Below are 23,131 nucleotides of genomic sequence, written 5' to 3' on the forward strand. Positions count from 1 at the left end.
GGATCACGCCGGTTCGAAGATCAGCCTTGCGTTCTGCCAGTTACCGCCCAGCGCGTCCTTGCGGTCGATGCGGAACTGGTAGCGGCCGAGATTATCCCAGCGCCATTCCATCATGTCGTCGCTGGCCAGTTGCAGCAGCAGCAGGTCGTCGTCCTGCGATCCATGAGCCGGGCCGGTGAAGATCCGGTGATGGTCGCGGGGCGGGACCGCACAGTTTCCGGCGATTTTCTCCAGCAGGTCGTCGGGCAGGGCGGCAAAGGCCTTGGGCGCGCCGGTCGCCATGGCGCGGATGCACAGGGCCCGCAGCGGCGCCAGCGCGTGCGGCAGGCGCGCTTCGACCAGCTTGCCGTGGCGGGCGTGAATTTCTCCAAGGATCTCCGTAACGAGGCCGCGTTCTTCCTCGGTCATCGGTTCCCAGGGGCCGCGGCCTGAACTGAACCCCTCCAGCGCCTCGATCATGGCCGGCATCTCGCTTGCCTGCTCCTCGATCTCGCGCAGCCGGGCATCGATATCGTGGATCTTCCGACGCGCCCCGGCGACCGCCTCAGGAAGCGCGTCGCCGCGCGCTTCGAGCGCTGCCAGGGCGTCCTTTGCTTTCCCTTCCTGCGACAGTTCGGCATCGTAGTCGCGTTGCGCGCCGTCCAGTGCCTCACGCAGCTGGTCGGTCAGATGGAAGACGCCGTACCACCACAAGTTGTCCTCGCCGACCTCGGCCAGCGCCGCCGAAGTCATGCCGTGTTCTTGCAGGGTGGATGGGCCCGGCTCCTCGTCGCCAGGCTCGGCTACCGGTTCGACCGGCCAGAACGGGAACAGGTAGCGGCTGAGCCGTGTCGGCGTTGACGGCAGCGGCGTGCCGTCTTCCTCGTAGGCGGGCGGCAGGTCGGCGGGTGGATCGGTGAAATCGTGTTCGCCCGGCGAGACCGCGACGACCGCGCCTTCGCCCAGAAAGAAGGCCAGGGACCCGGAATGGGGCAATGGGCTTTCAGCGCAGGCCCCGGCCAGCTCGGAAAGATTGACCTGCGCTGCGAAGGGCAGGGGCGTGCCGTGGGAATCGCGCGGCCATGGCGCCGAGCCCAGCCGCGGCAACCCGCCCAGCCAGCTCAGGTCCCAGGTCCAGTCGCGATTGCGTTCGCGCGCCTTGCGCACGAGGATAACCGGCCGGGGACGCTCTGCAGTAATGACTTCCGGTTCTGCCGCTTCGCAGGCCTGCGCATCGGCCGTCTGGCCATACTCCGTTTCGTCGACAAGCGCGGTGATCACGGGGCTTTCATAATCCGGTTCGGAAGCAGTCGTGCCGCTTGCCCGCCGACGCAGACCGGCGATACGGTCTTCGTGCGAATGCGGTTCGGGACGCCAGACCGGGCCGGGCGCGGGCGTTACGTCCTCGTCTTGAGGGGTGGCGGAGCTTTTCCCCACGACCAGGGCCGCAATGAGCCCAAGCACCATGCCCGAGCCGAGCAGGGCAAGGACGGCTTCGCTGCGCCCGGCAATGGCGGAAATGCGCGCTGCACCTTCGTCCAGAAAGGCGAGCGCGGTCTGCACGGCTCCGGGGCCGGAAGTCGATAGCGGAGCCAGCGCCACATAGGCGGCGGCGAGTGCGACCAACCCGAAGACAGCGAACATGGCGAGCAATTTCTTCATTGCGAACTCCCACGGCCTGCGTCGTTCATCTTAGAGTACTTCAAACGAATTCATTCAAGCGGGGAGAACTGTCGATGTCCTCGTGCGGGGCCGAATTGGCCGTGTTATCCACTGTCACGATGGCCAAGCTCTACTTCTACTATGCCAGCATGAATGCCGGTAAGTCGGCGACGCTATTGCAGGCGAACTTCAACTATATCGAACGCGGGATGCGCACGATGCTTTGGACTGCGGCTATCGACAACCGCGGCGGGGCAGGCGCGATCGAGAGCCGCATAGGCCTGCACGCCGATGCCCATCGCTTCGCTGCAGATACCGATCTGCATGGAAGCGTCCTGGCGTTGCACCGCGCGCGGCCGCTGTCCTGCGTCCTCGTGGACGAGGCGCAGTTCCTCAGTGCGGAGCAGGTCTGGCAGCTGGCGCGCCTTGCCGATGGCGAGAACATCCCGGTTCTGTGTTACGGTTTGCGGACCGATTTCAGGGGCGAGTTGTTCCCCGGCTCTGCGGTGCTGCTGGGCATTGCCGATGCGCTCGTCGAGCTCAAGGCAGTCTGCCATTGCGGCCGGAAGGCGACGATGAACTTGCGCGTGGATGCCGAAGGCGCGGCAGTCAGCCATGGTGCGCAGACAGAGATCGGCGGCAACGATCGCTACGTCGCGCTGTGCCGCCGGCATTTCGGAGAGGCACTGGGTTCTGCCTGAGGCTGCGATAACGGGCTGCGCACTCGCGCTGCCGCATATCCGGGGCGCTCCCCCGCATTCGATTGCAAAAGTGGGCGCACGGACCTGAAAAATTCATGCAACACGGGCATTCGATATTCCGCCGCGACAACGACGGCAGAAAACGGGTCCGCCATGCAGAACGCAATTGTCCATCTGGGCTATCACAAGACCGCCACGACTTGGCTGCAAAAGCAGTTCTTCCCGATGGCCAGCAGTCACGACTTCCTGCCGCGCAAGACGGTCCAGGAGGCTTTCCTTGCGCCTTGCGGGATGCATTTCTGCCCGGATCGCGCGCGCGATGTACTTGCGCTCAAGGGTCGCAACCGACCGGTGCTGCTGAGCGAGGAAAACCTCTCCGGCTATCTGCACAATGGCGGCCTGCACGGGTTCCTCGCCCCCGAAGTGGCGCGCCGGGTCAAGTCGGTGCTGCCCGATGCCCGCATCGTCATCTTCATCCGCAACCAGTTCGACATCTGCCGCGCCACTTATGCACAATATGTCTCGGGCGGCGGAACCTGGGGGCAGCGGCGCTATTTCGAAACGGCGAACTTCGTGCGCGGCGCGCTGACCCGTCCCTGGAAGGCCCCGGTCTTCCAGTTCGAGCATTTCGAGTACGACCGTCTCGTGGCGCACTACGACGGTCTCTTCGGGGCCGACCGGGTACACGTCTATCCTTATGAGTGGCTCAAGGATCGCTCTGCCCTGATTGCCCGACTGGAGGGTGACCTTGGCCTCTCGCTCGAGGCGCTGCCGCCGGAAGGATCGCGCTCCAACCGCTCGCTGGGCGGGGCGGGGCTGACGGCAATGCGCGCGGTCAACCTGTTCACGCGCCAGTCGGTGGTCAACAAGGACCGCATTGTCGACCTGCCGGGAGGGCAGGCCCTGCGGCACGGTGCCAAGTGGCTGCTCGGGCAGGTTCCCGTGATCAACCGCAGGCCGGCGCAGCTCTCGCCCCGGTTGCGCAGCCGCATCGCCGAGCATTATCCTGACAGCAATCGCCGGCTGATGGCGCTGCGCGACTTGCCGCTGGAGGAACTCGGCTACCCGGTGTGATGCCCGCAGGTCCCGCGCAGCCGGACATATCTTGCGGCCGAGATTGCGGGTCAGGCGCTCCGTGCCTAGATGGTAGGCATGAACGATACACTGCTGCAGGCCGCAGCGCTCATCATCCCCCTCATTTTCGCCATCGTGTTCCACGAAGTGGCGCATGGCTGGACCGCGAGGGCGCTGGGCGATCCGACGGCCTATGAGCAGCGCCGCCTCAGCCTGAACCCGTTCCGCCACGTCGATCCGATCGGCACGGTCGTCCTGCCGGGCTTTCTTGCGCTTACCGGCATGCCGATATTCGGTTGGGCCAAGCCGGTGCCGGTCAACCACCACCGCCTGCGCGATCCGCGCAAGGGAATGATGGCCGTGGCTGCGGCAGGGCCGGGAACCAATCTCGTGCTCGCCGCGGTGGGCGCAGTCATGTTGGGCCTGCTGGTGCGCTTCGCCGGAGCGGAGCTGGGACCGGTCGAGAGGTTCGCGGCGATGAACTTCAACAACTTCATCCTGATCAACGTCTTCCTGGCGCTGTTCAACCTGCTGCCGATCCCGCCATTCGACGGTTCGCACATCGTCGAGGGCGCGCTGCCGCGCCATGCGGCGCGGGTCTATGCGCGGATGCGACCCTACGGACTGCCGCTGCTGTTTCTTGTCCTGCTGGTGATCCCCTACCTGTTCCCGGACTGGGGCATTGTGCGCCGGCTGGTGCTGCCGCCGGTGATCTGGGCCAGCGATCACTACTATGCCCTGGCCGCAGCTGTCGCGGGAGGCTGATCCGCTTCGGCGCGAGCTTGTAACAAAGTGTCGTTGCCCTTGAAGTGACCCGCGCCGGGCCCGAAATGGGAAGGCAAGGGGGTGAAACCGTTCGAGAGTTCGAAAGGAAGTCACCATGAAGATGTCCGCTATGCTGATCCCGCTCGGTTTGCTTGTCGCTACGCCGGCGATGGCCGGACCGGCTTTCGCTGCGTCGGCCCGGCAAAGCGAAGCTTCCATTCCGTTCGCCGATCACGGCGGTGTCGATGACTGGCGCGCGGGCGACAGTCACACGATCTATTTTCGCGACAATCACCGCCAATGGTATCGCGCCGAGCTGATGTCGCCCTCGTACGATCTGCCTTATGTCGAGGATATCGCCATCGATACCCGTCCCAACGGCACACTCGACAAGTTTGGCGCGATCATCGTGAAGGGCCAGCGCTACCAGATCGCTTCGTTCGAGCGAGTCGACGGTCCGCCCAAGAAGGGATCCAAGGGTTCCCACCGGATCGATGCTCCGAAGGCGAAGCCTGCAAAGTAGTCCCAAGGGCCGGCGCGATTGACAAATCGATGCCGGCGGCCTTGGGAGGCGCAATGAAGCTTCCCGTTACCGTTTCGTGATGCCGCACGGCTGGATCATTCTCGACAAGCCGCATGGGCTCGGCTCGACCCAGGGCGTGGCCGCCGTCAAGCGCAACTTGCGCGAGGCAGGCTATGGCAAGAAGGTCAAGGTCGGCCACGGCGGCACCCTCGATCCGCTGGCGACCGGCATCCTGCCGATCGCCGTTGGCGAGGCGACCAAGCTGACCGGGCGCATGCTCGACGCCAGCAAGGCATATGCCTTCACCGTCCGCTTCGGTGAGGAGACCACGACGCTCGATCTCGAAGGCGAAGTCGTCTCGCGCAGCGATGTCGTGCCCACGCGCGATCTGGTGTCAGCGGTACTGCCGCGCTTCACCGGCCCGATCGAGCAGGTGCCTCCGGCCTATTCGGCGCTGAAGGTCGACGGTGAGCGCGCCTATGACCTTGCCCGTGCCGGGCAGGACGTCGCGCTCAAGTCCCGTGCAGTGACGATCCATGCGCTGTCGCTGTGCGATCCCGAGGGTGAAGCGGCGAATGAGGCGACATTTCTGGCCCACGTATCCAAGGGGACCTACATCCGGTCGCTGGCGCGCGACATTGCCCGGGCTCTGGGTAGCTGCGGCACGGTGACCATGCTGCGCCGCGTCAAGGCCGGTCCGTTCGACCTGTCTCAGGCGATTTCGCTGGACAAATTGAACGAAATCGGTAAGGGCGCCCCTCTTGAACAGATACTCTTGCCACTGGAGGTGGGGCTGGACGACATCCCGGCCATCGACCTCGGTCCGGAGCAGGCAAGGGCGGTCCGACAGGGCCGCGTTCTGACCGGGCTGCCCCATGAAGACGGGCTGCATTGGGCGCGAGAAGGAATTGTTCCGGTCGCGTTGATGGAGCTTTCGGGCGGTGAAGCCCGCGTCGTCAGGGGGTTCAATCTTTCGGATGTCGCGGAGTAGAATGAATGTCGGTTACCGCTGATAAGAAGCAGGAAATTATTTCGGACAACGCTCGCGCCTCTGGCGACACGGGCAGCCCGGAAGTTCAGGTCGCGATCCTCACCGAGCGCATCGTCAACCTGACCGAACACTTCAAGTCGCACCACAAGGACAACCATTCGCGTCGCGGTCTGCTGGCCATGGTCAACAAGCGCCGCTCGCTGCTCGACTACCTCAAGAAGAAGGATGTCGCGCGGTACAACGCACTGATCCAGAAGCTCGGTCTGCGCAAGTAAGACTGACGCGGAGGCGGCCCCTGAGCGGGCCGCTTCTTGCATCTGGGCCACCCTTTCTGGGTATCCTCGCAATTCGGCGAGGGGCCTTGGGGCCGAGAAAGGCCCCGCACCGGACCGGGACGGAATCCCCGGCAGTAAACCCCACCAGGCAATAGGGCCGGTGGGTTGAGGAAAACTCTATGTTCGACGTCAAAACCGTATCGATGGAGTGGGGCGGAAAGACCCTCACTCTGGAAACCGGCCGTATTGCCCGTCAGGCCGACGGCGCGGTCCTCGCCACTTATGGCGAAACTGTTGTGCTCTGCGCGGTTACTGCCGCCAAGTCGGTGAAGGAAGGCCAGGACTTCTTCCCGCTGACCGTGCACTACCAGGAAAAGTTCTCCGCCGCCGGTCGTATCCCGGGCGGCTTCTTCAAGCGTGAGCGCGGCGCGACCGAAAAGGAAACGCTGACCAGCCGTCTGATCGACCGCCCGGTTCGCCCGCTGTTCCCCGAAGGCTTCTACAACGAGATCAACTGCATCGCGCAGGTCCTCAGCTATGATGGCGAGACCGAGCCCGACGTCGTTGCGATGATCGCCGCTTCGGCCGCGCTGACCATTTCGGGCGTGCCCTTCATGGGTCCGATCGGCGCCTGCCGCGTCGGCTTCGTCGATGGCCAGTACACGCTGAACCCGAAGCAGGAAGCCGCGCTGGCCGATGGCCGCCTCGACCTCGTCGTTGCCGCTACCGGCGATGCCGTGATGATGGTGGAATCGGAAGCCAAGGAGCTGACCGAGGAAGAAATGCTCGGCGCCGTCATGTTCGCGCATGACGAGTGCAAGAAGGTCGTGAACCTCATCATCGACCTCGCCGAACAGGCCGCCAAGGAGCCTTGGGAAATCGACCTGTCGGACAACACGGCCGACATCAAGGCGAAGCTCAAGGAAGTCGTCGGCAAGGACGTTGCCGCCGCCTACAAGCTGACCGACAAGTCGGCTCGCTCGAACGCGCTCAACGCAGCGCGCGCCAAGGCGAAGGAAGCTTTCGCCGACGCCGAGCCGCAGACCCAGATGGTCGCGATCAAGACCATGAAGAAGGTCGAAGCCGAAATCGTTCGCGGCGCCATCCTCAAGGACGGCCAGCGCATCGACGGACGCAAGCTCGACCAGGTCCGCCCGATCGAATCGATGGTCGGCTTCCTGCCGCGCACCCATGGTTCGGCCCTGTTCACCCGCGGTGAAACGCAGACCATCTGCACCACCACCCTGGGTACCAAGGATTCCGAGCAGATGATCGACGGCCTCGAAGGCCTGTCGTACTCGGCGTTCATGCTGCACTACAACTTCCCGCCCTATTCGGTCGGCGAAGTCGGCCGCTTCGGCGCCCCGGGCCGCCGCGAAGTCGGCCACGGCAAGCTGGCGTGGCGTGCGCTGCACCCGGTCCTGCCCGCCAAGGAGGACTTCCCCTACACCATCCGCGTCCTTTCGGACGTGACCGAGTCGAACGGCTCGTCTTCGATGGCGACCGTCTGTGGCGGCTGTCTCTCAATGATGGACGCAGGCGTTCCGATCGAGCGCCCCGTTTCGGGCATCGCGATGGGCCTCATCCTCGAAGGCGACGATTTCGCTGTCCTTTCGGACATTCTGGGCGACGAGGATCACCTCGGCGACATGGACTTCAAGGTGGCTGGCACCGAGAACGGCATCACCACGATGCAGATGGACATCAAGATCGCCGGCATCACCAAGGAAATCATGGGCAAGGCGCTGGAGCAGGCGAAGGCCGGCCGCGCGCACATCCTGGGTGAAATGACCAAGGCTCTCGGCTCGGCCCGCACCGAGCTGTCGGCCCACGCGCCGCGCATCGAGACGATCCAGATCGACAAGTCGAAGATCCGCGACGTCATCGGCACCGGCGGCAAGGTCATCCGCGAGATCGTCGCCGAAACCGGCGCCAAGGTCGACATCGACGACGAAGGCGTGATCAAGATCTCGTCCTCGGATCTCGACCAGATCGAGGCCGCCAAGAACTGGATCCTCGGCATCGTCGAGGAAGCGGAAGTCGGCAAGATCTACACCGGCAAGGTCGTCAACATCGTCGACTTCGGCGCTTTCGTGAACTTCATGGGTGGCAAGGACGGCCTCGTCCACGTTTCCGAAATGAAGAACGAGCGCGTGGAAAAGCCGACTGACGTCGTGTCGGAAGGCCAGGAAGTGAAGGTCAAGGTCCTCGAGATCGACAACCGCGGCAAGGTCCGCCTGTCGATGCGCGTCGTCGACCAGGAAACCGGTGAAGAGCTGGAGGACACCCGTCCGCCCCGCGAACCGCGCGGCGACCGTGAAGGCGGCGGCCGTGGTGGCGATCGCCGTGGTCCGCGTCGCGAAGGCGGTGGTGGCCGCGGCCGCGACCGTGGCCCGCGCCGCGATCGTGACGACAACGGCGGTGGCGATCCCAACCACATGCCGGCCTTCCTCAAGGAAGACTGACAGGCTTTCGACAATTCGAAATCCGGAACAAGGGGCTGCGGTAACGCGGCCCCTTTTTTCTTGGGCGGGCAGTGCCGCACCGGACCGGACCGGACCGGCAGAGGATTGAGCCTGTCCGGTGCAAGCACCCGGGCGGCGCAGGATCAGTTCGCCCGGGTGTCCTCCGCGGGTGAAGGCAGCCGGCCAAGGACAACCACGATCACGACCATGGCCGCGAATGCGGTTCCCAGGACCGAGGTGAGCGGACGCAGCGACGTCGGCGGCCATAAGGTGACGGCTGCGCTGGCCAGAGCCGTTACGGCGAGCTGGATCGTCCCGAGCAGCCCGGCTGCAGCACCGATCCCTGAGCGCACCGAATCGAGGGCGCTTGTCGCCGCTGGAGTGAGCAGCAGCCCGGCGATCATGAAAAGGAACATCGAATATGTCTGGAATAGGGCCAGCGACACGCCGCTGGTGCCGAGAAGGGCAAGCGAAGTCGTTGCGGCCAGGGCGACGAAAGCCGCGCTCCCGGCCAGTCGCGGGGCTCCCACGCGCTGCAGCAGGTTGGGCGCGAATTGCGTGGCCAGCACCGAGGCTGCGGCATTGGCTGCGAGCAACAGGCTGAAGGTTGCCGGAGTGAGTGCGTAGAGTCCTGAATAGATGAATGGCGCTGCGGTGATGAAAGCGAAGGGGATCGTCGTTGCCAGTCCCGCGACCAATGCCCAGCCGACGAACCTTGGCGATTGCAGCAGCCTTGCATGGTGTCGCGGTAGATTGGACCAGTCCTTCGTTCGGTTGGTCGGGGGGAGTGTCTCGGGCAGGAAAGACAGCACCAGTATTGCGGCAAGTGCACCGGCGCCTGCAAGGACGCCAAAGAGGCCGCGCCAGGAAAAGAGCTGAAGCAGTCCGGTTCCGAGCAGCGGTGCGACCATCGGGGAAATCCCGATGATCAGGAAGGTAAACGCCATCAGCCTTGCGGCCTTGTGGCCGCGGTGAAGATCACGAATGATGGCGCGTGCGCTTGACGTTCCGGCGCACGCGCCCATGCCCTGAAGGAAACGGAAAGCGACCAGCTGGTTCAGGTCGGTGGCCAGCATGCAGGCAATGGATGCTGCAACGAAAAGGCAAAGGCCACCCAAGAGAGGAGCCTTGCGGCCAAAGCGATCGGACAGCGATCCAATAGGGATCTGGGCAATGGCCAGGCCCAGGAAGAATGCGGAGAGCGTTCGCTGGACATTGGCCTCGGCTGCTCCGATCGACGCTGTCATGTCCGGCATGGCCGGCAAGTAGAGATCGATGGCGAAGGGGCCGAGCGCGGAGAGAAATCCCAGGGCAATACCAAGGCCGAGACCGGGCTCTCTTGTGGTTGGTCCGGCTTTGGCCGTTGTCACTTCGCGCTGCCGTGAGTGGCGCATGCATTGCGGTTTATCAGAATCATAATAACGTTCGTTATTATATATTGGTCGCTGTTGCAAGCGAGGCGCCTCGCTCAGGGTGTTGGCGCCTGTTTGTTCTCGGGCTTCGTGAACTCCAGGAAGCTGGAGTGTCCGTTCTCGTCCGTCGCTTCGAGTGCAGCGATGAGGGTGTCCAGGATGTGATCGAGCATGGCAATTTCATGGGGTTGCAGGTTGCACAGCATGTAGTCTGCCACTCTTCCTGCGTTCGGTTGCAGAGCCCGGTAGAGGCGCTGGCCTTCGTTAGTGAGAGTGATCTGCTTGCGCCTGCGGTTTGCGGGGTCTCGTTCGATGCGGATGCGGTCCTGGCGCTCTAGAGTGATGGCTGCCCTGGAAACGCTCATGGCGGACACACCGGTTCTTTCGACTATCTCATGACTGGCAGCGCGCCCGAGGTGGCCGACGAGCATCAGCACGCGGAATTCGTTGAGGCTGATCCTGTGCTGGTCTTCAAGGTGCGCGGAGAACGGGGCCAGCAGCCGGTTCGACAGCTTGAGCACTCGGTGGAGGATCTTCGCGCGGGGGCTGGTGGTGGTTGCCTTCTTCATCTTGTGTTCTCCCGCGCCCTTTCAACGCTCCTGCCGGCTGTGACGGTAACGGTTTGCATTATTGCTATATCGAACCTTGAGGGCCTGAGGCACGGATTAGCGCGCCATTGCGATGTTTCCTTCAGCCATCTTTACACTTGCAATGACTGTATCAATAACTATCGTTATGAACTTAGCGTGTCCAGAAGATCTTCACGCAGCTTATGATGATTGTCCGGGCGTAAGCGGCACGACAGGTGCACGAATGGGATGGGAATGGCAGGCAATGCGAATGGAGACATGGACCGAGCAGGAGCAGGCCAATGTCCGGCATGTCCGCGCAATGTTCGACCAGGTCCTCAATGCGCTTGATGCCGAAGCGGCGCATGAGTTCATTGACCGTGAATATATCCAGCACAACCAGGCGGTGGGCCAGGGACTCGAGCCGCTCCAGGCCTTGCTTCGTCGAATTCGCAGCGAAACTCCGCAGGCCGTGCACGATATCAAACGGATCTTCGCTGACGCAGACCACGTGATCGTCCACTGTCACGTCCGGCGCTGGCCGCAGGACCGAGGTTGGGCCGTGGTCGACATCTTCCGCCTCTCAGGCGGCATGATCGTGGAGCACTGGGACGTCGTTCAGGACGTCCCGGAAGATAGTCCAAACCCCCTGGGCCCGTTTTGAGGAGGATAAAGATGCGTTTCGCAGACAGGAAAGTCCTGGTCCTGGGAGGCAATAGCGGGATCGGTCTTGCCTGTGCGCATGCCTTCGCGCGTGAAGGTGGCGCAGTGCGGATCACCGGACGCAATCCGGCGACACTTGCACGGGCGACGCGGGACTTGCCCGGCAGCAGGGGCGACAGCGTCGATATATCCGACATGAACGCGACGAAGAATTACTTCAGCGTGCTCGAACGCGAGTGGGACAACTTGGATGTTTTGGTCGTCAATGCAGGAATGGGCGGCTTTTCTACCGTCGACGATCTTGCCGTCGACTACTGGGATGAAGTCCATGCCATCAATTTGCGCGGTTGCGTTTTCGCGATGCAACAGGCTGCGCGGCTCATGGGAGAGGGCGGCGCGATCGTCGTGACCGGCTCGATCGGCGGTCACGCTTTCGTTCCGGGCAACCTGGCCTATGGTTCGGCCAAGGCTGGACTTGCGTTCTCCATGAGGCAGTTTGCCGGCGAGCTGGTCGAGCGCGGAATTCGGGTGAACATGGTGAGCCCCGGGCCGATCGAAACGCCCTTGCTCTATCGCAACCCGGGCATGAGCGAGGATGAGGTGGCGGCCATGCGCAAGCAGATGGTCGCCGCCGTGCCGATGAAAAGGATGGGCCGTCCGGAAGAAGTCGCCGCCGCCGTGCTCTTCCTTGCATCCGGGGAGGCCAGTTTCATTACCGCCGCCAATCTTTTCGTCGATGGCGGTGCCGTCGAAATCGGATGAGGATAGATCCAGATATGCATGAAGGCCCGTTTTCCACTCTCGACAATCCGCGTCTCGAATTCGCCATGGAAGTGCGTCTAACGTTTCCGCGGGTGCAGACGATTGTCGGGACACCCATGGGCGGTAACCGCAGCGCGGTGTACGTCGAAGGAGGAACTTTCGAAGGACCCAATATTAAGGGAACGGCCGTGCCCGGATCGGGCGGCGACTACGCCTATTTTCGGCCGGACGACGTTGCCGTCTTCGATGCCCGCTACATGCTCGAGGAATGCGACGGGACCCTGATCCTGCTCAACAACCGAGGTTTTCTGTGGGGGCGCAGGCCCGACACGATGGAGCGGCTGCGCGACTGGGCTTTCAAGGAGGGCGAGCCTGTCGACCAGCAGGAATACTATCTGCGCGGAAATCCTACGTTCGAATGTCCGGTCGGCAAGCATGACTGGTTGACCAAGCATGTTTTCATCGGCGTTGGCGAGCGAAGGGCCGATGGAAATGTCCTGCGTTACTACGCCCTGACCTGAGGATGTGTGTACGGCGCAAGGGGCGCCGTACACTGCCATTCCTCTCAAGCAGGTGCCGGTCTCGCTTCAGAAGTTCCTTCGAAGCGAGACGAACCATTCACGCGGCCTCCCGACCGTGCCGGAACTGACCCCGTAGTTGGCCACGTTTTCGCTTGCGCCGGTGTAGTAGAACTTGTCGAACAGGTTTGTTGCACCGGCGCTCAATTGCCAGGACTTGTCCGGGGAATCATAGGTTACGCGCAAGTTGAACAGGTTGCGCGCGGCAACGCGGTTGTATTCGTTGTTGATCGATCCGAAGTAGAACGACGACTGGTAGTTCCAATCGAACCGGGGAGTAATCGTGCCCCAATTCTCGCCCAGGTTGGCCGCATACTGGATGCCTGCACTCGCCTGCCATGATGGATTGAAGGGTGCCTTGAAGTCTTTCTCGACCAGTGTGGTCGCATCGACCCGCGTGTATTTGAAGTGCAGGTAGCCGGTCGAAGCGTCGATTGTGAGGCCGTAGACAGGTTCTGCGAAGAATTCCGCTTCGATACCCCACGTCTTTGCATCGCCGGCATTCGCGGGTTGCGAGCAGGTTGTGCTGGCGCTTTCCGGGCATAGATAGCGATTGATCTGGATGTCCCGGTAATCGTTGTAGAACACCGTGCCGTTCAGGCGAATGCGATTCTCGAAAAGATCCGACTTGAATCCCGCTTCATAGGTCGTCAGTGTTTCCGGCTTGAAGCTCACGATCTGGTCGGGCGTATAGGGTCGCGGATTGATGCCGCCGCCCTTGTAGCCCGTAGCCACTTGCGCATAGGCCATTACGGACGGACTGAACCGGTAGTTCACGCCAAGGCGATAGTCGAGGCGGTCACCCTTGAAAGTTCCGCTCTGGCCATCGAGGCCAACGATCAGGAAATTGTCCGTCAGGAATTCCCCGGTTGGCAAGGAACCATCGACGTTCCTTCGACTGAATCCGTAGGTCTTGCGGTCATCGGTGTAGCGCAGGCCGCCGATCAGGTTGAGGTTGGAGCTCAGGTGCAACTCAGTGTGCAGGAAGCCTGAAATGCTGCGGTTGGTGACCGGATCGTCCTGCACGAAGTTAAAGAATGCATTGGGAATGAGGACGCGACCCGAGAAGCGATCGTGAGCATCGTAGTAGTAGGCTCCGGTGGTGAAGTCGACGAGTGTGCCGATCCGTCCCGAGATGCGCAGTTCCTGCGTGAATTGCCGGTGTTCGTAGTCGAACTCCTGCACGAGGATCGATAGGGGCGAGCCGTCGAGATCGATGCCGGTGCGTCCTGTCGCTTTCCGGTAGGCGGTAATCGACTTCATGCTGAGGTCGCCGGTCAACTCATAGTCCACGGTTCCCGCCACGCCCCAGCTTTTCGCGGAGCTGTCGGGGCTGGAATTGAAGCTGCCCGGCTCGACCTGATAGTTTGTTCCGAAGACCGTCGTGTAATTGCCGCCAGCTGCATAATTCGCGTAACTCGAATAGGCGTGGCGACCGGTCAGGAAGCGATCATCCAGTGGGATGCCGCCCGTCGGGTCGCCCGCCACGTAGCTGCGCGTGTTGGGATTGTCGGCATAGAGCAGTTTGGTGGCGACCTGGTCGGACGTGTTGTGCGCGTAGTCTGCAACCACGTTCACTTCGAGCGATGAGCCGACCGGTGCATAGCGAAGCGCCAGGCGCGTTCCCTTGACGTCGACGCCGCCTTCCGTGCCGACCTTGCAGTCTCCGCCGGAACCGGTCGACGCGATACCGGAGTCCGGGAAGACGCAGCCATAGTCGAGCAGATCGAAATAGCCGTCGGTATGCTTGGAGACGCCGGAAACCCTGGCATAGAACCCGTCGGCAATGACGAAGCCGGCGCTGCCTCTCAAATCGATCCGGCCGAAACTGCCCGTGGTCGCTTCGACGAAGCCGTCCGTGTCCTCATCCGGCTTGCGGCTGAACAGCTTGACCGACCCGCCAATGGAGTTCTTGCCGGACAGAGTGCCTTGCGGTCCGCGCAGGACTTCGACGCGGTCGAGGTCATTGAGGTCGAGGATCGCGCCGAAAGTGGTGCCGTAATAGACATCGTCGATGTAGATGCCTACGCCCGGTTCGAGCGCGAAGCTGGAATCGCTTTGTCCGATACCTCGAATATAGGCCTGCACTGCACTCCCGTTCAGGCCCGTCGCTTCGGAGAGATTGACGTTGGGCGCGATGGCCGTGAGGTCGGTGACGCTGTCGACGTTCTTGGCCGCCAGTTGCGAACCGGTCGTTGCGGTGATGGCGATCGGCGTGTCCTGAAGGCGCTGGGCACGGAATTGCGCGGTTACGATGATTTCCGGCGCGGAGACGTTCTCTTGCGGCGCATCGCCGGATGCGACTTCCTGCCCGTATGCTTCGCTCGAAAAAAGTGACAGGGCGATCGCGGCCAGCGCTGCGCCATGACAAGAATAGCCGCCCAACTTGCGTTTCATAGATGCTTCCTCCCTTCGGCACCCGATCGCCGCAGTCTCTGACAGGCCGGCCTGCTGCAGGCGGCAAGGCGCACATTCGCTGTCCGGTGTCGGGGCCGTGATTGTATTGTCGCCCGGGTTAGCGGGGCATTGTGCCGCAATGGATATGCAATTCTGCTTTGCTACGCCGTTGAAGACAGGCTTCGACAGGACTGCATATCATGCTGTCAACAAAGATAACGGTCGTTATGAATGTGTCAATGCGATTCGTTATCGGTGATGGCGGGTGGCAGGTCGATCAATATCCGGCCCGGGCGCCCGAGGGACCCGCGCCAAGCGGCTTGCCATCCGCCTTGAGGCGCAGTTCACGGGCTCGCAGCTTCGTCTGCTCATCGATCAGGTAGGCATGGATGGCTTTCGTGTCGTCCTTGGAAAGCAGATCGTCCCAGCGTGGCATTCCAGCCGGAAGAAACAGGCCATCCATTACGATATCGTCAAACGCCGCATGGGTTTCCGGGCTCATGCGTCTGAGGTCGGGCAGGGCCGCCCGCGGCTGGTTGGCGTGGCAAAGAATGCAAGTGCCCATGAATAAGGCTTGGCCGCGCGCAATGGTGGCAGGCGTGACACCCGGGGCTTGAGGCGGGGCAGCCGGGGCCACTTCGAGCGGGCCCAGCGGTTCGGGCTTGCGGACTTCACCTCCGTCCAGCTTGAAGACCAACAAACGGTTCGCATTGCCGTATGTGTAGGCGGCGGAATAGGCGGGAACCGAGCCCCAGCCGCCACCGCCGAAGCCGGCGGCCACGGCGACATATTGCACGCCGTCGATCCGGTAGGTCATGGGTGCGGCCATGATCGAGCTGCCGGTGTCGATCTGCTTCAGTACCTTGCCAGTGTCGGCATCGCGGGCAATGAATTTCCCGCCGACGGAGCCGTGAAATATCAGGCCGGCCTTGGTCGCGAGCACACCGGGCCGGTCCTGCCAGCCTTCGGTTTCGACCGCCCATTTCGCCTTGCCCGTCAGCGGATCGATCGCGCGTAGCTGCGAGCTATAGGGCTTGTCCTTGACCCACTGCCATTCCGGCAGGGCCCTGACCTGATCCTGCAGCGGCTTCGGCAAGGACGGCATGGCCGTCGGCAGATCTGCAGTGAACATCAGTGCCGCCGATACGTTCAGACCCTTCTTGCGCCGGGGATCGCCTTTTTCGAGCGGGGGCGTAGTGAACATGAGGTTGCCCATGTCGAGCACCGAGGCGAAGTAGAGGCCTCGATCCGGATCGAATGCTGCCGGATACCAGTTGCGCGCGCCGGACGAGGCGGGAAAGACGATCTTGGGACCTTGCCAGTAGGCCGAGCCCGCGGGCGTCTTCTTGGGGAGGCCGGTGCTGAGATCGAAGCCCTTCGCCCAACTGGTGCGAGCCAGCGCGTTGATGGCCAGCGGTTTTCCGGTTTCCCGGTCCAGCACGAAAAGGAAGCCGTTCTTGGGCGAATGGATCAGGACGGGGCGCATCTTTCCGTTCACTTCGAGGTCGGTGAACAGCATCGGCTGCGTGGCCGTATAGTCCCAGGCGTCGCCGGGTGTTTCCTGGTAGTGCCACTTGACCCGTCCGGTCTTGCGGTCGAGCGCGACGAGCGATGACAGGTAGAGGTTGCTGCCGCCGCCCGGCGAGCGCCGCGTGATGTTATAGGGGCCGCCATTGCCGACGCCGATAATGACGGTGTCGAAGCGCGGGTCGTAATTGATCGCATCCCAGACGGTGCCGCCGCCGCCGATGTCCCAGCGGCTGTCTGCTGCCCATGTCCTGACCGCCGCTTCCAGCTCCGGATTCTCTTGCGGGCCGAGCTTGGGATCGTGCGGTACCGTGAAGAAGCGCCAGACCTGCCGACCGGTCTTCAGGTCGTAGGCGGTGACGTAGCCGCGCGCATCGAACTCAGCACCGGCATTGCCGATCACGACGAGGTCGCCGGCCACTTCCGGGGCGCCGGTAATGGTGTAGCCGCGCGTATGGTCGGCAACGGTGTCGACATTCCATGCGACTTCGCCGGTCTTGGCATCCAGAGCGTAGAGCCGGCCGTCCAGCGTGCCGACGAAGACCTTGCCGTCTGCCACGGCGACGCCGCGATTGGCCTGGTCGCAGCAGGCCGTGCGATTGACCTGCATGTCGACTTCGGGCTCGAAGGTCCACTTCGGTTTTCCGGATGCGGCGTCGAGTGCGTACACGCGGCCCAGATTGCCGCTCGTGTACATCATGCCGTCGATGACGACGGGCGTTGCTTCCTGCACGCGGTTGGTGCCGAGGTCATAGGACCAGGCGAGGCCGAGCCGGGAAACGTTGCCTTTGTCGATCTGGGTCAGCGCCGAATAATGCGATGCATCGCTATCACCCTTGGGTGATGGCCAGTCGTCTCCCGTTCCCTCATCCGGCGCGCTTGGTGCGCAGCCCGCAAGAAGTGCAAGGGGCAGGACGAAGCCGCACAGCCGCACCGTCAAATGCTTCATTTGGGCCAGGCTCCGCAATGCTGCAGCATGACTTCGCGCAAGGAGCGCGGGGGGTGACCGGTCAGGCGATCGACGTGATCCGTGGCCTGCGCGAAGTACCCTTCGCGTATGGCGGTGCCGAAGGTCACCATGTCGTCGCTGGACCACGGAATGGGGCCATCGGGGATGATGTCGGATGCGTGGCGGGGGACGCCGAGCGAATCGAAGTAGGCGAACATGCCCTCGTCATCGACCTGTTCGACTTCGATCGGCTTTCCGGCGATCTCGCTGGCCATGGCGAGAGCTTCGGGCACGGAGAGCGCTTCGGGCCCGGTCAGCGTATAGGCCTTGCAGCCGTGGCCTTCCTGGGTCAGCACACCGACTGCGGATGAAACGCAGTCGTCCCGGCTCACGAATGCGACCTTGCCGTCCCCGCAGTTGTCCGGCTTGCGGCCGCTGGCGAGGGCGGGGATCACCATCGCCAGCGCCACCGCTTCGGAATACTGGCTGTCGCGCAAGTGGGTCCACTGCGCACCCGAAGCCTCGATGATTTCTTCCGTCGCGCGGTGATCCAGCTTGACGATCGCCGGATTGGCTGGGGCGTCGGCGGACATGAGCGAGGTATAGGCGATGTGTCGAACCCCGGCAGCGACGGCGGCTTCGACCGCATTGCGATGCTGCGAGACCCGGGTGCCCACACGCGCCGTGCTGATCAGCAGCATGCGCTCGCCGCCTTCCATAGCCTGGGGCAGGGAGGTCGGATCGTCGAAGTCGGACTGGCGCACGATCGCGCCGGCTTCCGCGAAGTGTTTGAGCTTGTCCGGTGTGCGCGACAGGAGGATGAGATCTTCCGCCGCGCAGCGGTCGAGCAGAAGTTCCGCGGCTGCATTGCCAAATGCGCCAGAAGCGCCGGTGACGATAATCTTGCCCACTTGTCCTCTCTTTCAACGAGCCCGGATGTATCAGGCTGCTTGCCGATAAACGTAACGAATGTTATGTTTTGGTCAAGTTGTCGATTTGAGGAGATGATGACATTGTTGTTACCGCTTGAAGACCGCCTGGCCCTCCAGGACCTGATTGCCGATTACAGCTGGGCGCTCGACACCGGGGACGTCGATGCCCTTGTCGCCTGTTTCACGCCCGATGCGCGCATGGTCGAGGAAGTGTTTGAGGATCCCGATATCTGGGAAGGGCACGAGGGTATTCGCGGGATCGCTGAACATTATCGCAATGCCCCCGGATTTCCGGGGCGGCAGCATCATGTCACGCAGATCCAGTTCAGGCCGCAGGACGACGGCTCGGTCAAGATGCGCGCTTTCGCCTTTGTTACCGAATGCGATGGTGAGCCCCCCTATGTGCTGCGCTTTACCGGCTGGTATGACGATCATGCGGTCAAGTGCGAGGACGAACGCTGGCGCTTCCATCGTCGTACCGTCCGCTTGTGGGACGGAGAGATCCTGAAGAACTTTCCGGGCAAGGGCGAATGGGTGCCGCGCAAACGCCCGGAATCGCTCGTCATCGACCGGTGAGCAATGGGGCTGGGCGTGTCTGGCGTCCGGCCCCGCAAGCGCTTCAGGAAACGCGCGCGAACACCCAGCTGAATGCGCCATCGGAAAGATTAGCTCTTCTTGCGGGTGGCGGTGCGGTTGTTTCATTTTGCGAGAGGTCGGCAAAGGCTTCAGGCCAGAATGCCCCGGCCGCAGCAACAAGCGACGGCATGCTTAGATTGGCCCTGTCATGATGCACGGTTGCGGCACTGCACGCGCTGTGTTGGACCAGCACAGTCTCTGCAAAACGGTATTCGCGCGCGACTTCCTCGAAAAGCAGATATTCGGCGTGGCGGGTCACGCCGAATATCCGGGAAGGTCCCGCGTCCAGCATTTTCGTGAACAGTCGCACCCGGTCGCCTTCTATGGGGATCGACCGGGCGCCCAGAGCCATGGCGCGGGAAGCGAAGCAGCAGGCGGCCGGAAGCGTCGTGTCATGAACGAGATGCGTAGTATGCTTGCCGTTCGTGGAGAGAAGCGGCAGCGATCCGCTCAACATCGCAAGAGGCGCCGTGCAGGCTGCCGCGCTCAAGGCTTGCCGACGCGAAAGCCAGGTCATGGCTGCTCTTTCGATGTCGTCTTGGAGGGGGTGGCGGGATCGTGTGCGAGGTATGCGGCAATCTGGTCCATCTCCTCGTCGCTCACCTCGCCTCGCGGAACTGCCGGCATGTTGCCGATCCCCAAGCGGGCTGCCTGGATAACGAACTCTGTCGTCAGGTCCTCACGCTTTTCCAGCAGCGGTTGGTCGGAGCGCCGGGCGAGCAGGCCGGTGCCCATGCCTCCAGCGGTGTGGCACATCGCGCATTTCTCGATGAAGAGACGCTCGCCCGGACTCGCATCGGGCCGCGCATTGAGGGTTACCGGTGCCGGCGGTCCGGCGGGTGGCGCCTGGTTCGAAGCTGTTTCGTCCGATGCGCTGCATCCGCTGAGCAGCGCGAGGCCGCTGAGCAAAGCCAGGGGTTTGAAGTTCATGCGCGCGCTCCCCCGGTCTTGCCCGGCCAGATGCCGCTCTTGCCAGGGGCAATGATGCCGACCGGGTCGAGCGCATCCTTCACCCGCTGGTTCAATTTCGCGAGGGCATTACCGTTGAAGTCGTATGTCGAGGCGACGAGATCCATGTAGTCGAGGTGGGTCCGATACTCGCCGTATCCCTGGGCCCGGGCGTCGGCGATCAGCGTCTTGAGGAATGGATCGACCTTCTTCATCATTGCCGGGTCGTCCTTGTTCAGCAGGACCGCATTGACGTTGATCAGGTGGCGTTCGCCGAAGGCGAAGCTCGCCTGGTAATCCATGCCGTATTCGCGATAGCGCTCGTAGGTCCGCTTGAACTGTTCCATGGCAGCCTTGCCGGACTGGGGCAGGACCGGGGAGAATCCGATATGGCCGCCGCGTCCGCCGTGCCAGTTGGCATTCTGCATGGGGAAGGTCAGCGGGGTGCCGGTCCAGCCCGAGGCTTCCAGTGGCTCGCCTTGCTTCCATTGGGCCGGTTTCTTGCTCATCGGCTTGAGCCGGTCCATCTCTCGTTCGAGAATCGCATAGGCAGCCTTGTTCACGTCTTCTCTGCCGTAGAGCCGCAGGCTCACGCCCCACCATCCCACCTTGTAGCGATTGCGGATCGCCTGGATGACCTTGTCGCTCAAAGCCCCGGGCTCGTCGGTCCACTGGTCCCTTGTGGTGAGGACCGCTGCAGCGCGGAGCCAGTTGCCGATGGTCGGCGATTGCTGCAGTAGCCCCTCGCGGCGCAAGGGGGCGATGGCGTCCACCAATGGGCCGAGATCGTCCGGACTATCGAACTCGATGTCCATGCCCATCAGCGACTCCGGCGCCGGCATCAACCAGAGACCCATCTTGGTCACGATGCCGAAGTTCGACTGAACGAACAGCTGGTCCCAGGCAGGGCCGAAGCCATAGCGATAGAGCTGCCAGGTCGGCGAACCATCCAGCGCGCCCATGCCGGTTCGCACGAGCGTGCCATCGGCAAGCACCACTTCCATGCCGCAGATCTTGCTGGTGTTCTCTCCATAAGGTGTATAGCCGACGCCGCGGTCCAGCGCGTTGCCGACTACGGAGCCCCAGGAATTGCCCGGCGTCGAAAGCCAGTGCTTCATCCCGCGTGCCTGCAGGAAATCGTAAAGATCGTAGAACCCGACACCAGGCTCCAACAGGACAGTGCCGTTCGCTTCGTCGTACTCGATCTTCTTCATGCGAGAGAGGTCGAGGATCACCGAGCCTGCAAGCACGGGCGCGCTACCGCCATAGCCGAGATTCTTGCCGCGACTGATGGGCCAAAGCGGGATGCCGTTCTCTTGGGCGATGCGCAAGGCGGCCTGGATCTGCTCGACGCTGTCCGGCGCGATCGCACCGGCAGGCAAGTGGAAGGTGTCGTCGACTGCGAACTTGTCCCGATAGCTCGCGATATCCTCTTCGTTGAAGAAGACCTGCGACGCACCAAGGGCGGCGATGAACTGGTTCCTGGCGCGCTTGATCGTTGCGAGGTCCGGTAAGGGCGCGTTCATTGCTTGGCTCCCCTTGCGGGTCTGATGGTGCCGGGACGAGATTGTCCGGCACGGTCTTCGCTTGCCTTGTTCGAGCCTATTGTTTGCATCCTGCTCCAAGCCCACATTTCATCTTATACAGTAACAAATGATATTTTTATGTGAAAATGCGACACTGTCAATCGTGGCATTTTCGTTGCGCGTTATCGCGCATATCTGCTGCAATCGCAGCATCGGACTGGTGTCTGGATGGATGAATATCATTTCATACGTGACGATCATTCTGGCAAACATTCCCCTTGTCTCAAGGGCCGTGCCGGTATTAGGCTGGGCGAAAGCGCCAAGAGGTTGTGCGCATGATGCGGGAGAATTTAGATGGCCATGAATCTTGAGCAGGTTTTGCAGGGCGCGGGTAATCCCGTCGAGATGCTGCGAAATTCGCAGTTGGGTGCCTACGTCTATCCTGTCGTGGCGCCGGAATTCTCGAACTGGCGTTCGGAGCAGTGGGCCTGGCAGAACAGCGCGGTTCTGTTCGATCAGTCCCACCACATGGTGAATTTGTATATCCGCGGAAAGGATGCCTTCAAGCTTCTGACCGATACCATGATCAATTCACCCAAGGGGTGGGCGGTCGACAAGGCCAAGCAGTACGTGCCGACAACGCCGTATGGCCATGTCATCGGCGACGGGATCATCTTTTGGCTCGCTCCCGAAGAGTTCTGCTACGTCGGCCGCGCTCCGGCTTCGAACTGGCTGCGTTATCAGGCCGAGCAGGGCTACGATGTCGAACTCGAACTTGACGATCGTTCGCCGATGCGGCCCATGGGCAAGCCGGTGTCACGCTCGGTCTGGCGATTCCAGATCCAGGGTCCGAAGGCCTGGGACGTGATCGAGAAGCTCAATGGCGGACCGCTCGAGCAGCTGCGTTTCTTCAGCATGAGCACGATGCGAATCGCCGGCCGGGAAATCAGGACCTTGCGCCACGGCATGTCCGGCGCGCCGGGCCTTGAAATTTGGGGGCCTTATGAGGAGCAGGAGGAAGTCCGCGCGGCCATTCTCGAGGCAGGCAAGGAATTCGGCCTGATCGCCTGCGGCAGCCGCGCCTATCCTTCCAATACGCTGGAATCGGGTTGGATTCCCTCACCGCTGCCGGCGATCTACACGGGCGAGAAGCTCAAGGGCTATCGCGAATGGCTGGGGGCTGACAGTTATGAAGCGACGGGGTCGATCGGTGGCAGCTTCGTCTCGCAGTCGATCGAGGACTATTACCTCAATCCCTGGGAACTGGGTTATGGCCCCTTCGTGAAGTTCGACCACGACTTCCATGGGCGCGAGGCGCTTGAAGCGATCGATCCGGCTGAGCAGCGCAGGAAGGTGACCCTGGCCTGGCACCCTGAGGACATGGCCAAGATCATGGCATCGCTGTTCGATCCGGATGGCGAGCAGTACAAGTTCTTCGATGTCCCCCTCGCGAACTATGCTTCGTCGAACTACGACCGCGTGACCGATGCCGACGGCAAGACGGTCGGCCTGTCGATGTTTACCGGCTACTCCTACAATGAGAAGCAGGCGCTTTCGCTGGCGACTATAGATCCTGAAATCCCCATCGGCAGCGAAGTGCAGGTTGTCTGGGGTGAAGAGGACGGCGGCACGCGCAAGACCACGGTCGAGCCTCACAAACAGCTCGCGGTGCGGGCCATCGTTTCGCCGGTTCCCTATTCGCGCGTGGCCCGTGAAACCTACCACGAAGGTTGGCGTACCCAGCGCGTCGACGCCTGACTTCGCTAATCGTTAGGCGCCCCGCCAAAGCTTGTGCGG

At 62.4% G+C, this 23,131-nt stretch carries 21 protein-coding genes; 12 read left to right on the forward strand and 9 right to left on the reverse strand.

Features of this window, described 5'->3' with window-relative positions; translation table 11 throughout:
• Positions 1 to 3 precede the first annotated feature (3 nt).
• Entirely contained in the window at positions 4 to 1,641 is a 1,638-nt protein-coding gene (locus PP1Y_RS11825; RefSeq protein WP_041558813.1) for a DUF1963 domain-containing protein, read from the reverse strand.
• 119 nt (positions 1,642 to 1,760) lie between these two features.
• On the opposite strand from PP1Y_RS11825, the gene PP1Y_RS11830 reads away from it, so the two are divergent.
• The 7 genes from PP1Y_RS11830 to pnp all read left to right on the forward strand — a co-directional run bounded on the left by PP1Y_RS11830 (position 1,761) and on the right by pnp (position 8,435).
• Positions 1,761 to 2,342 carry a thymidine kinase gene (locus PP1Y_RS11830; RefSeq protein WP_013832444.1) on the forward strand — a complete coding sequence of 194 codons (582 nt, stop codon included), beginning with the start codon at positions 1,761 to 1,763 and terminating at the stop codon, positions 2,340 to 2,342.
• A gap of 153 nt (positions 2,343 to 2,495) precedes the next feature.
• The gene (locus PP1Y_RS11835) at positions 2,496 to 3,416 is read left to right on the forward strand and encodes a hypothetical protein (protein ID WP_013832445.1); all 921 of its coding nucleotides are present in this window, start codon (positions 2,496 to 2,498) and stop codon (positions 3,414 to 3,416) included.
• Between the two features lie 78 nt (positions 3,417 to 3,494).
• Complete coding sequence (locus PP1Y_RS11840; protein WP_013832446.1) at positions 3,495 to 4,181, forward strand: site-2 protease family protein; 687 nt, start codon at positions 3,495 to 3,497, stop codon at positions 4,179 to 4,181.
• A gap of 115 nt (positions 4,182 to 4,296) precedes the next feature.
• Positions 4,297 to 4,704: a DUF6491 family protein gene (locus PP1Y_RS11845; protein ID WP_041558814.1), complete on the forward strand. Its 408-nt coding sequence runs from the start codon at positions 4,297 to 4,299 to the stop codon at positions 4,702 to 4,704.
• A 79-nt stretch (positions 4,705 to 4,783) separates the two neighbouring features.
• The gene (gene truB, locus PP1Y_RS11850) at positions 4,784 to 5,695 is read left to right on the forward strand and encodes a tRNA pseudouridine(55) synthase TruB (protein ID WP_013832448.1); all 912 of its coding nucleotides are present in this window, start codon (positions 4,784 to 4,786) and stop codon (positions 5,693 to 5,695) included.
• Positions 5,696 to 5,700: 5 nt separating this feature from the next.
• Complete coding sequence (rpsO, locus tag PP1Y_RS11855; protein WP_013832449.1) at positions 5,701 to 5,970, forward strand: 30S ribosomal protein S15; 270 nt, start codon at positions 5,701 to 5,703, stop codon at positions 5,968 to 5,970.
• 179 nt (positions 5,971 to 6,149) lie between these two features.
• Entirely contained in the window at positions 6,150 to 8,435 is a 2,286-nt protein-coding gene (gene pnp, locus PP1Y_RS11860) for a polyribonucleotide nucleotidyltransferase (RefSeq protein WP_013832450.1), read from the forward strand.
• Positions 8,436 to 8,578: 143 nt separating this feature from the next.
• On the opposite strand, the gene PP1Y_RS11865 is transcribed toward pnp, so the two are convergent.
• Together PP1Y_RS11865 and PP1Y_RS11870 are read right to left on the reverse strand one after the other, a co-directional pair.
• Positions 8,579 to 9,805 carry a multidrug effflux MFS transporter gene (locus PP1Y_RS11865; protein ID WP_232512644.1) on the reverse strand — a complete coding sequence of 409 codons (1,227 nt, stop codon included), beginning with the start codon at positions 9,803 to 9,805 and terminating at the stop codon, positions 8,579 to 8,581.
• A gap of 98 nt (positions 9,806 to 9,903) precedes the next feature.
• On the reverse strand, positions 9,904 to 10,416 hold the full coding sequence (locus PP1Y_RS11870) for a MarR family winged helix-turn-helix transcriptional regulator (protein WP_013832452.1): 513 nt from the start codon (positions 10,414 to 10,416) through the stop codon (positions 9,904 to 9,906).
• A 271-nt stretch (positions 10,417 to 10,687) separates the two neighbouring features.
• Between PP1Y_RS11870 and PP1Y_RS11875 the strand changes: the two genes are divergently transcribed.
• The 3 genes from PP1Y_RS11875 to PP1Y_RS11885 are packed head-to-tail and all read left to right on the forward strand — an operon-like array spanning position 10,688 to position 12,362.
• A complete protein-coding gene (locus PP1Y_RS11875; RefSeq protein WP_013832453.1) occupies positions 10,688 to 11,080 on the forward strand; it encodes a nuclear transport factor 2 family protein in 393 nt (130 codons plus the stop codon).
• A gap of 11 nt (positions 11,081 to 11,091) precedes the next feature.
• A complete protein-coding gene (locus PP1Y_RS11880) occupies positions 11,092 to 11,841 on the forward strand; it encodes an SDR family oxidoreductase (RefSeq protein ID WP_013832454.1) in 750 nt (249 codons plus the stop codon).
• Positions 11,842 to 11,855: 14 nt separating this feature from the next.
• Positions 11,856 to 12,362, forward strand: coding sequence for a DUF3237 domain-containing protein (locus tag PP1Y_RS11885; RefSeq protein ID WP_013832455.1), 507 nt, complete (start codon positions 11,856 to 11,858; stop codon positions 12,360 to 12,362).
• A 66-nt stretch (positions 12,363 to 12,428) separates the two neighbouring features.
• Here the strand turns inward: PP1Y_RS11885 and PP1Y_RS11890 are convergent, their stop codons facing one another.
• From PP1Y_RS11890 to PP1Y_RS11900, 3 genes are all read right to left on the reverse strand, one after another.
• The gene (locus PP1Y_RS11890) at positions 12,429 to 14,816 is read right to left on the reverse strand and encodes a TonB-dependent receptor (protein ID WP_013832456.1); all 2,388 of its coding nucleotides are present in this window, start codon (positions 14,814 to 14,816) and stop codon (positions 12,429 to 12,431) included.
• A gap of 277 nt (positions 14,817 to 15,093) precedes the next feature.
• The gene (locus PP1Y_RS11895) at positions 15,094 to 17,292 is read right to left on the reverse strand and encodes a PQQ-dependent dehydrogenase, methanol/ethanol family (protein WP_013832457.1); all 2,199 of its coding nucleotides are present in this window, start codon (positions 17,290 to 17,292) and stop codon (positions 15,094 to 15,096) included.
• On the reverse strand, positions 17,289 to 18,203 hold the full coding sequence (locus PP1Y_RS11900; protein ID WP_013832458.1) for an NAD(P)H-binding protein: 915 nt from the start codon (positions 18,201 to 18,203) through the stop codon (positions 17,289 to 17,291). Before PP1Y_RS11900 ends, PP1Y_RS11895 begins: the two co-directional genes overlap by 4 nt.
• Positions 18,204 to 18,299: 96 nt before the next feature.
• On the opposite strand from PP1Y_RS11900, the gene PP1Y_RS11905 reads away from it, so the two are divergent.
• Positions 18,300 to 18,800, forward strand: coding sequence for a nuclear transport factor 2 family protein (locus PP1Y_RS11905; protein ID WP_013832459.1), 501 nt, complete (start codon positions 18,300 to 18,302; stop codon positions 18,798 to 18,800).
• Between the two features lie 43 nt (positions 18,801 to 18,843).
• Here the strand turns inward: PP1Y_RS11905 and PP1Y_RS11910 are convergent, their stop codons facing one another.
• From PP1Y_RS11910 to PP1Y_RS11920, 3 genes are read right to left on the reverse strand one after another with little or no spacing between them, the layout of a single operon-like run.
• Entirely contained in the window at positions 18,844 to 19,317 is a 474-nt protein-coding gene (locus tag PP1Y_RS11910; protein ID WP_148274958.1) for a hypothetical protein, read from the reverse strand.
• A 56-nt stretch (positions 19,318 to 19,373) separates the two neighbouring features.
• Entirely contained in the window at positions 19,374 to 19,790 is a 417-nt protein-coding gene (locus PP1Y_RS11915; protein WP_013832461.1) for a cytochrome c, read from the reverse strand.
• Positions 19,787 to 21,334, reverse strand: a complete 1,548-nt coding sequence (locus PP1Y_RS11920) for an FAD-binding oxidoreductase (protein WP_013832462.1) — start codon at positions 21,332 to 21,334, stop codon at positions 19,787 to 19,789. The genes PP1Y_RS11915 and PP1Y_RS11920 overlap by 4 nt, the downstream gene beginning before the upstream one ends.
• 360 nt (positions 21,335 to 21,694) lie before the next feature.
• Between PP1Y_RS11920 and PP1Y_RS11925 the strand changes: the two genes are divergently transcribed.
• Positions 21,695 to 23,092 (forward strand): aminomethyltransferase family protein, encoded by a 1,398-nt coding sequence (locus tag PP1Y_RS11925; RefSeq protein ID WP_013832463.1) that lies wholly within the window; start codon positions 21,695 to 21,697, stop codon positions 23,090 to 23,092.
• The last annotated feature ends 39 nt before the right edge of the window (positions 23,093 to 23,131 follow it).

The sequence above is a fragment of the Novosphingobium sp. PP1Y genome (assembly GCF_000253255.1).
In the GTDB taxonomy this organism is placed as follows: Bacteria; Pseudomonadota; Alphaproteobacteria; order Sphingomonadales; family Sphingomonadaceae; genus Novosphingobium.

Excerpts from the sequence above, each read along its gene's own strand:
- truB (WP_013832448.1), top strand. The coding sequence starts at position 4,784 with ATGCCGCACGGCTGGATCATTCTCGACAAGCCGCATGGGCTCGGCTCG.
- PP1Y_RS11890 (WP_013832456.1), bottom strand. The coding sequence starts at position 14,816 with ATGAAACGCAAGTTGGGCGGCTATTCTTGTCATGGCGCAGCGCTGGCC.
- PP1Y_RS11895 (WP_013832457.1), bottom strand. The coding sequence starts at position 17,292 with ATGAAGCATTTGACGGTGCGGCTGTGCGGCTTCGTCCTGCCCCTTGCA.
- PP1Y_RS11840 (WP_013832446.1), top strand. The coding sequence starts at position 3,495 with ATGAACGATACACTGCTGCAGGCCGCAGCGCTCATCATCCCCCTCATT.
- PP1Y_RS11845 (WP_041558814.1), top strand. The coding sequence starts at position 4,297 with ATGAAGATGTCCGCTATGCTGATCCCGCTCGGTTTGCTTGTCGCTACG.
- PP1Y_RS11925 (WP_013832463.1), top strand. The coding sequence starts at position 21,695 with ATGAATCTTGAGCAGGTTTTGCAGGGCGCGGGTAATCCCGTCGAGATG.
- PP1Y_RS11835 (WP_013832445.1), top strand. The coding sequence starts at position 2,496 with ATGCAGAACGCAATTGTCCATCTGGGCTATCACAAGACCGCCACGACT.
- pnp (WP_013832450.1), top strand. The coding sequence starts at position 6,150 with ATGTTCGACGTCAAAACCGTATCGATGGAGTGGGGCGGAAAGACCCTC.
- PP1Y_RS11905 (WP_013832459.1), top strand. The coding sequence starts at position 18,300 with ATGACATTGTTGTTACCGCTTGAAGACCGCCTGGCCCTCCAGGACCTG.
- PP1Y_RS11880 (WP_013832454.1), top strand. The coding sequence starts at position 11,092 with ATGCGTTTCGCAGACAGGAAAGTCCTGGTCCTGGGAGGCAATAGCGGG.
- rpsO (WP_013832449.1), top strand. The coding sequence starts at position 5,701 with ATGTCGGTTACCGCTGATAAGAAGCAGGAAATTATTTCGGACAACGCT.
- PP1Y_RS11885 (WP_013832455.1), top strand. The coding sequence starts at position 11,856 with ATGCATGAAGGCCCGTTTTCCACTCTCGACAATCCGCGTCTCGAATTC.
- PP1Y_RS11870 (WP_013832452.1), bottom strand. The coding sequence starts at position 10,416 with ATGAAGAAGGCAACCACCACCAGCCCCCGCGCGAAGATCCTCCACCGA.
- PP1Y_RS11875 (WP_013832453.1), top strand. The coding sequence starts at position 10,688 with ATGGAGACATGGACCGAGCAGGAGCAGGCCAATGTCCGGCATGTCCGC.
- PP1Y_RS11830 (WP_013832444.1), top strand. The coding sequence starts at position 1,761 with ATGGCCAAGCTCTACTTCTACTATGCCAGCATGAATGCCGGTAAGTCG.
- PP1Y_RS11825 (WP_041558813.1), bottom strand. The coding sequence starts at position 1,641 with ATGAAGAAATTGCTCGCCATGTTCGCTGTCTTCGGGTTGGTCGCACTC.
- PP1Y_RS11920 (WP_013832462.1), bottom strand. The coding sequence starts at position 21,334 with ATGAACGCGCCCTTACCGGACCTCGCAACGATCAAGCGCGCCAGGAAC.
- PP1Y_RS11915 (WP_013832461.1), bottom strand. The coding sequence starts at position 19,790 with ATGAACTTCAAACCCCTGGCTTTGCTCAGCGGCCTCGCGCTGCTCAGC.
- PP1Y_RS11910 (WP_148274958.1), bottom strand. The coding sequence starts at position 19,317 with ATGTTGAGCGGATCGCTGCCGCTTCTCTCCACGAACGGCAAGCATACT.